Raw genomic sequence first — 7,291 nt, 5'->3', positions numbered from 1 at the left:
GCCTTGCTTCGCCCGGGGGAGGCGCGCGTCTACCGCGCCTGAGGGCGGTCGTCAGAACGCGCMGAACCCCACGGAAACCTCCAGACCCAGATCTATCTTTACGCCACGCAAAAAGGCGAGCACTTCCTCGTAGCGTCCGGACGCCACCAGGACCTCGGCCGTTTGCAGGTCCAGGTGCTCGATGGGGTCGTTGCGGTACCAGGCGATCCGACGGGCTTCGTCCGGCTCGACGCGCGCGGCTTCTCGCAGCACCTTCCAGGCGTGTGACTTCCGCGCCGGCCCATCGGCGGCGGAGCGAATATCGACAATCTGTGCGTACGACATACCCATAACCTCACCTCGACAGCCAGCGTGCCTATCTTTCCCTTCCCGATTCTTTCGCAGAGGAGTTACCCCGATGGCAAAAGTCCTCGTTCTCTACTACTCGGCGTACGGMCATATCGAAAAAATGGCCAACGCCGTGGCTGAAGGCGCTCGGGACGCCGGCGCGCACGTCGATATTAAACGCGTGCCCGAAACCGTCCCCGACGATGTTGCCAAAAGCGCGCACTTCAAACTCGACCAACCTGCACCCATCGCGCGCGTCGACGAACTGGAAGCCTACGATGCGATCATCATCGGCACCGGTACCCGTTACGGCCGCATGACCTCGCAGATGGCCAGCTTCCTCGACCAGACCGGTCCGTTGTGGGCGCGTGGTGCGCTCAACGGCAAGATCGGTGGCGCGTTCGCTTCGACGGCGACGCAGCACGGTGGCCAGGAAACGACCCTGTTCTCGATCATCACCAACCTGTTTCATCTGGGTCTGATTCCGGTGGGCCTGCCCTACAGTTTCCAGGGACAGATGAAGCTGGACGAGATCACGGGTGGTACGCCTTACGGAGCTACGACCATTGCAGGCAGCGACGGTTCCCGTCAGGTCTCCGACAACGAACTGGCTGGTGCACGTTTCCAGGGCAAACACATTGCCGAGGTCGCGACGAAGCTGTTCGGTTGACGATTACGCTTCCTGCCACTGCGAACGCCGCCAATGACTCGGGCTCTGCCCGACGAGGCGGCGGAACAGGTTGCACAGGTGGGCCTGGTCCGAAAGGCCGCAGGCAAGGGCGATCTGGCTGAGCGGTTCGCGGGTTTGCAGCATCAGGGTCTGCGCCCGCTCGACGCGGCGACGCATGATGTAGGCGTGCGGCGGATCGCCGAAGGTGTCCTTGAACGCCCGACAGAAATAACTGCTCGACAGACCGGCGATCGTGGCCAGATGGTCGATGGTGATCGCGAAACCGAGGTTTTCCTCGACGTGGCTCGCGACACGACGTGCCTGCCATGGGGCGAGGCCGGCACCGACGCGGCGGCGTGCCGAGCTGGCGGTTTCCGCGTGGATTTCCTCGCGATCGAGGAGGGCGGCGACACGTGCGACACACGCGCGGGTCGTGGCCAGATCGGTCTCGACGGCGGTGAGGGCCTGCTCGAGCAGGCGGGTGACCGTCGGTTCCTGCTCGGCAGCGGGGGCATCGATGGCGAAGGGCGCAAGGGCATGCATGGCCTCGGTGGTGCGCGCACCACCGGTCCCGGCGAACGTGTTGGTTTCGTATCGCATCAGCGTGAGCTCCACGGCAACGGGCGTGGGCGGTCTGCCCACACTTGCAGCCTAGTCGCGATGCGGGGGTGTACTGAATTCTACAAAGGGACTGTAAAGCTCATACCAAAGGGTTAAACCCTCCCTTGTCGGAATATCTTGTAGCTGTCGTGCCGTAATGGTCAAAAACCATCACCGGCGTGCAAGACGATCTGACGTCATTCGGCCACGCTTCAGGCCGAATCTGCACAAGACGATCGGGCCGAGCCACCTTCGATGCCACCTTACCGACCCCTCCAAGCCAGCGCCGGCGGTTCCCTCATCGGGCCACGCCGGGCCGTGGCCGGTTTATTGATGACGGCGGGCGCCCTGCTGTCGCTGGCCGTCTTCCTGGTCGACACCTTTACTCCGCTGCAAGGCGCCGTGGCCGTGGTGTACCTGGTCGTGGTGTTGCTGGTGGCGGCCAGTGGCAGCCGTCGTGCCATTGGTGGGGCCGCCTTCGGTTGCATGGGGCTGACCCTCGTGTCCTTCGTCCGTGGTCACGGCTGGCCCGGCCTGGACGCGGCCATGTTGCGTTGCCTGGTCAGCCTCTCGGCGATCGCCATCACGGCGGTGCTGTCGCTACGGGCACGCGACCGCATGGCGACGATCGCCGGGCAGGCCCGGCTCATCGAACTGACCCACGATTCGATCTACGTGCGCGACATGGACGATGTCATCGTGCTGTGGAATTCCGGCGCCGAGCAGCTCTACGGCTGGACGGCGAGCGAAGCCATGGGGCATCGCGCCAGCGACCTGCTCGGCACCACGTTGCCGGGCCATCACACCGTCGTGGACGCCGCGCTGTTCAGTGCCGGGCGCTGGGAGGGCGAGGTGACGCAGCGTCATCGGGATGGCCGCCTTGTCATCGTAGCCGCCCGTTGCGCGCTGTTACGCGACGATCGCGGCAAGGCGCGGGTGATCCTCGAGGCGGGAACCGACGTCACTGCCCGCCGTGCGGCGGATGCGGCCTTGAGCGAAAGCGAGGGCCGCTATCGCAGCATGTTCGAAAAGGCCCGGTTTTCTTTCTGGGAAGAGGACTGGACCCAGGTCATGGCCCGTATCGCCCAGCTGCGCGAGGAGGGTATGGTCGACCTCGCGGCTTACCTTCAGGCCCATCCGGCGTTCGTCCGCGAATGCTGCGAACTCACCCAGGTGACCGACGTCAACGACGCCACCGTTCGCATGCTTGGCGCACCTTGCCGCGAAGACCTGCTCGGGCCGCTGGACCGGTTTCTGCCCGCCACGGATACGACATTCGGCCGGGTGATACTGACCATTGCGCAAGGCGGCGGCGTGGCGGAAGGTGAAACGCATATCGCCAATCTCAAGGGTGAGCGGCTTACCGTGCTGTTCGCCCTGAACATGCCGCTGGGTCCGACGCGCTTCGATCGTGTCCTGGTCAGCGTGGTCGACATCACCGACCGCAAACGGGCTGAGCGCGCGCTGATGGCCGTGCAGTCGGAGCTTGCCCAGGCCGCGCGAGTGACGGCGCTCGGCGAGATGAGCGCCTCGATTGCGCACGAAGTGAACCAGCCGCTGGCCGCCATCGTCACCCATGGCGAAGCCAGCCTGCGCTGGCTTCGCCGCCAGGAGCCAAACTTTCAGGAAGCCTGCGACGCGATCGAGCGGGTGGTTCGTGATGCACGCCGGGCGAGTGAGGTCGTGCACCGCGTACGCAGCCTGGCCAGCAAGGAACCACGCCAGCACGTGCTCGTCGATCTCGGCGCCCTGGTTGCCGAATGCGCGCTGCTACTGGAGGGGGAGATGGCTCAGCATCACGTCATGCTGAGTGTCGACATAGCTCCCGAAGCTCCCTTGCCCCGCGGCGACCGCGTGCAATTGCAGCAGGTGGTGCTGAACCTGATGGGTAACGCAATCCGCGCGATGTCCGCCGTCGAGGGAACGCGCTCGCTGGTCCTGCGTGCCCGGGCCGATGGCGAGGAAGGCATCCTGGTCGAGGTGGAAGACAGCGGCACCGGCATTCCCGAGGATATCGCCGCCCATCTTTTCGACGCGTTCGTGACGACGCGCGGTGGCGGTATGGGCATGGGCCTTGCCATTTGCCGGTCGACGGTCGAATCTCACGGGGGGCGCCTCTGGGCGACGAACCGACCGGAAGGCGGGGCGACCTTCCATTTCACGCTGCCGGTCACGGTAGCCGAGGAGGCTGGCGCGTGACCCGAATGCCGCTCCCCCTGACAACGGCGCAGGCGCCTGTCGTCTGCATCGTCGACGACGATGCCGCTGTGCGCGAAGCCCTGGATTCCCTGTTCCGTTCGGTCGGCCTCAACGTGGCCGCCTTCGGCAGCGCCGCTGACTTCCTCGCCCGCGAGAATGCCAACGCACCGGGCTGCCTCGTGCTGGATGTCCGCCTGCCCGGCGTTAACGGTCTGGATTTCCAGGCCCAGCTGGCGGCCATGGACAACCGCCTTCCCATCGTTTTCATGACCGGGCACGGCGACATTCCCATGTCGGTGCGGGCGATGAAGGCCGGAGCGCTCGACTTTCTCTCCAAGCCCTTTCGCGACCAGGACATGCTCGATGCGGTGAGCATGGCGATCGAGCGTGATGCCGCCGGGCGTCGTGAGGCCGACGCCATCGGGGCCCTGCGCCGGGCCTATGCCTCACTCACCCCCCGGGAGCGCGAGGTGATGCACCATGTCACGGCGGGCCTGATGAACAAGCAGGTCGGCGGCTTGCTTGGCCTGTCCGAGATCACCGTGAAGATCCACCGCGGCAACGTGATGCGCAAAATGGCCGCCCGCTCACTGGCTGAGCTGGTGCGCCAGGCTGAGGCCCTCGCTACGCACCCTTGAAGCCAAGGGGTGACAGACCGCACACCTCCGTATGATTCCCAACCTGGGGCCGGGCGCGCACTGTAGGCCGGCACGATGGTGCTGGATGAGGACGACAGCTTGGCCGCGAACAGGATTGTGGCGATCGTAGACGACGACGAAGCGGTCCGACTGGCGACCGCCAGCCTCGTGCGGTCGCTGGGACACGRAGTGCGAGGCTTTGCTTCCGCTGAAGATTTCCTCCGCCCCGGTGGCGACGAAGGCATCGACTGCCTTGTTAGCGATGTCCATATGCCGGGGATCGATGGCACCGCCTTGCAGCGCCGCCTGATTGAACGTGGCCGCACCTATCCGATCGTCTTCGTCTCGGGCTTCCTCGACGAGGCCGTGCGCGAGAGCGTCATGGCGGCGGGTGCGTTCTGTTACCTCGGCAAGCCCTTCCACGGCGACACGCTGGTGACCTGCCTGGAACAGGCGTTGTCCCGGTCGCGTAACGTATCGCGCCCCCTGTAGGAGCCGATTCATCGGCGAATGGGTGCTTGCCTCAGTCTGGCCCGCTGCCGCGGGATCGCCGATGAATCGGCTCCTACGGGGTGGAGCGGTCATGCGCATCCGGTTACGCTCGGCGGCATGACACTTATCCTCTTCCTGCTCCTGCTGCTCATCGCCCTCGTTCTGCTCTGGCGCCGTCGTCCACGCGCTGGATCGGCGTGGCTGGTCATCGGTATCGCCTGGCTGTTTTTCGCTGGCTGCGGTCCGCTGACCGGCATGCTGCTGGGCAACCTGCAGTCCGGTTTCGCGCCGGACATCGCCCATTGGGGCCAGCGCAACGTCATCATCCTGCTCGGTGCGGGTACCGTGCGTAGCGGCGCAGGGGCGATCGAGCCCAGCCTCTACGCGAACGGCCGTATCCTGCGGGCCGCCGAACTCTATCGCTCGTGCAAGGCCACCGGCGGCGATTGCAAGGTGGAAGTGAGCGGCGGCGATGCCATGAAGCTCAAGCAGGCCGAAGCGGATGTCTACGCGATCTCGCTGGACCGGCTCGGTGTGCCGCGTGCGGACATGATTCTCGAAGCGCAGAGCATGAACACCTTCCAGAATGCGCAGTTCACCAAGCCCTTGTTGATGAGCTACGGTGCCGACAAGGTGGTGCTGGTCTCTTCCGCGGTGCACCTGAAACGGGCCGTGTTGTACTTCGCGCACTTCGCCATTCATGGCGAACCTGTGCGCGGCGACTATGTCACGGCGCGCTACGACTGGCTGCCGGGCTCGGACAACCTCTCCTACGCGGACTTCGCCATTCACGAGTACGTCGGCATTGCTCGATACCACTTCTATAACGCCATGGGCTGGAACGTGCCGAAGATTCCTGAAGAAAGCGTGACCGCGCAGACACATACGTAACAATTGCCGCTTTATGCTGCCACACCGTCCGCCACGGACAGCGAACCTCAGGAGATGCCCGTGAAGTCTCGTTACATCCTTGCCGCACTGCTCGCTACCGCTGCTGTCGCCCCGGCGGCTGTTTTCGCCCAGCAGGCCGCTCCGGCCGAGCAGCCCGCGCCTGCCGCCAATCCTGCCTCGCAGATTCCCGCAGCGGACAAGCAGGCCATCCAGAACTACAACCTCAACGACGACGTGTTCACCCGCATCGTCAAGGTCTCGCAGGAAGCAAAGAAGGAAGGCATCAAGCCGAAGGATGCCAAGACCGATTTCTCGAAGATCCATTCGCTCGACGATCTCGCCGCGCAGGTGACCGCCGCCGATCCGCGCATTGAGCCCTTGATCAAGAAGTACGGCTTCACCCCGCGTGAGTTCCTGCTCGCCAACCTGGCCGTGACCAATGCGGCCATCGCGTCGGAAGCGAAAAACAATCCGCAGATGGCGGCGTATGTCGACCAGTCGAAGGTGAACCAGAAGAACGTGGCCTTCTACGAGTCGCACAAGGCGCAGATCAACGCCCTGATGAACGAAGACGCGACCGGTAACTGATCCGCCGCTCGCACAAAAAAAGGGCGAGACCTCACGGTCTCGCCCTTTTTTTAATCACTTGAGATCTTAGTGCGTACCGTGCAGCGCGTGCTTCAGGTCGCGCATCTGATCGTGGCCACTCTTCACCGAGACATAGGCCTCGTTGATCAGCGAACGCGTGCCGGCGGTGACGTCGGTATCCTTCAGGGCGTCTTCGTACTTCGCCTTGATGTGGTCTTCGCCGCGCTCGACTTCGTCGACAATGGCAGTGTCGTCCTTCGAGCTCATCTTGGCGCGCAGCTCAACGAACATGCGATGGGCCTTGGCCAGAACGGTGCCGTCATCTTCCGGCGTGCCGCCGAGCGAGCTGACCTGCTGCTGCAGGCGCTGTGCCACCTGGCGACGCTCGGCAGCGCGGCTCTGGAACGATGCGGCATAACGGGTGTTGTCGGCATCTTTTGCCGCCTCGCCATAGCCTTCGGCGCTGTCGATCGTGGTCTCGATAAGGCCGTTGAGAACCTTGATGTCGTGGTCGGTGCTGGTCATGGTGGTGGCTCCTTGGGTGACTCACGGTGAGTCGTTCGGGGACATCAAGCTTCGCCGCGAAGGGGTGCACGGATTCGTGAAATAAGCGTCGCGCAGACCAACACACCCAGACGCTGTTCATGCTCATGCGGTGCATACTCAACGTTCACGACACACACGGAATACCGTTCATGGCATCGAATCGTCGTCGCGCGCTCGTCACCGGCGCCTCAGCCGGCATCGGCGAAGCCTTCGCCCGGGAACTGGCTCGTCGCGGCCACGACCTCGTCCTCACGGCCCGTCGTGCGGACCGTCTCGAAGCGCTCGCGACCGAACTACGCGACAGCTATGGCATCGACGCCATCGTCGCGCCGCTCGATCT

General features: G+C 64.3%; 10 protein-coding genes. 7 read left to right on the top strand and 3 right to left on the bottom strand.

Annotation, left to right across the window (positions count from 1 at the left end; genetic code table 11):
• Positions 1-51 precede the first annotated feature (51 nt).
• Positions 52-324 (bottom strand): hypothetical protein, encoded by a 273-nt coding sequence (locus AC1DT2_RS12510; RefSeq protein WP_477296583.1) that lies wholly within the window; start codon positions 322-324, stop codon positions 52-54.
• A gap of 73 nt (positions 325-397) precedes the next feature.
• On the opposite strand from AC1DT2_RS12510, the gene wrbA reads away from it, so the two are divergent.
• Positions 398-997 (top strand): NAD(P)H:quinone oxidoreductase, encoded by a 600-nt coding sequence (gene wrbA, locus AC1DT2_RS12505; protein ID WP_477296581.1) that lies wholly within the window; start codon positions 398-400, stop codon positions 995-997.
• Between the two features lie 3 nt (positions 998-1,000).
• Here the strand turns inward: wrbA and AC1DT2_RS12500 are convergent, their stop codons facing one another.
• Positions 1,001-1,597 (bottom strand): helix-turn-helix domain-containing protein, encoded by a 597-nt coding sequence (locus AC1DT2_RS12500; RefSeq protein ID WP_477296579.1) that lies wholly within the window; start codon positions 1,595-1,597, stop codon positions 1,001-1,003.
• Between the two features lie 333 nt (positions 1,598-1,930).
• Here AC1DT2_RS12500 and AC1DT2_RS12495 point away from each other — a divergent pair, with 333 nt between their 5' ends.
• The 5 genes from AC1DT2_RS12495 to AC1DT2_RS12475 all read left to right on the top strand — a co-directional run bounded on the left by AC1DT2_RS12495 (position 1,931) and on the right by AC1DT2_RS12475 (position 6,405).
• Positions 1,931-3,796 carry a PAS domain-containing sensor histidine kinase gene (locus AC1DT2_RS12495; RefSeq protein WP_477296577.1) on the top strand — a complete coding sequence of 622 codons (1,866 nt, stop codon included), beginning with the start codon at positions 1,931-1,933 and terminating at the stop codon, positions 3,794-3,796.
• A gap of 5 nt (positions 3,797-3,801) precedes the next feature.
• Positions 3,802-4,434, top strand: a complete 633-nt coding sequence (locus AC1DT2_RS12490; RefSeq protein WP_213949651.1) for a response regulator transcription factor — start codon at positions 3,802-3,804, stop codon at positions 4,432-4,434.
• Between the two features lie 117 nt (positions 4,435-4,551).
• Positions 4,552-4,926 carry a response regulator transcription factor gene (locus AC1DT2_RS12485; protein WP_477296575.1) on the top strand — a complete coding sequence of 125 codons (375 nt, stop codon included), beginning with the start codon at positions 4,552-4,554 and terminating at the stop codon, positions 4,924-4,926.
• 117 nt (positions 4,927-5,043) lie between these two features.
• Positions 5,044-5,817 (top strand): YdcF family protein, encoded by a 774-nt coding sequence (locus AC1DT2_RS12480; protein ID WP_063574166.1) that lies wholly within the window; start codon positions 5,044-5,046, stop codon positions 5,815-5,817.
• A gap of 60 nt (positions 5,818-5,877) precedes the next feature.
• Positions 5,878-6,405, top strand: coding sequence for a hypothetical protein (locus AC1DT2_RS12475; protein WP_213949547.1), 528 nt, complete (start codon positions 5,878-5,880; stop codon positions 6,403-6,405).
• Positions 6,406-6,471: 66 nt separating this feature from the next.
• Here the strand turns inward: AC1DT2_RS12475 and AC1DT2_RS12470 are convergent, their stop codons facing one another.
• Entirely contained in the window at positions 6,472-6,930 is a 459-nt protein-coding gene (locus AC1DT2_RS12470) for a PA2169 family four-helix-bundle protein (RefSeq protein WP_046980384.1), read from the bottom strand.
• 170 nt (positions 6,931-7,100) lie between these two features.
• Here AC1DT2_RS12470 and AC1DT2_RS12465 point away from each other — a divergent pair.
• Positions 7,101-7,291 (top strand): SDR family NAD(P)-dependent oxidoreductase (locus AC1DT2_RS12465; protein ID WP_477296572.1); only part of this gene is annotated, 191 nt, incomplete at its 3' end.

The sequence above is a fragment of the Luteibacter sp. P4_E6 genome (genome assembly GCF_056401535.1).
This window is presented reverse-complemented; position numbering and strand designations above follow the sequence as displayed.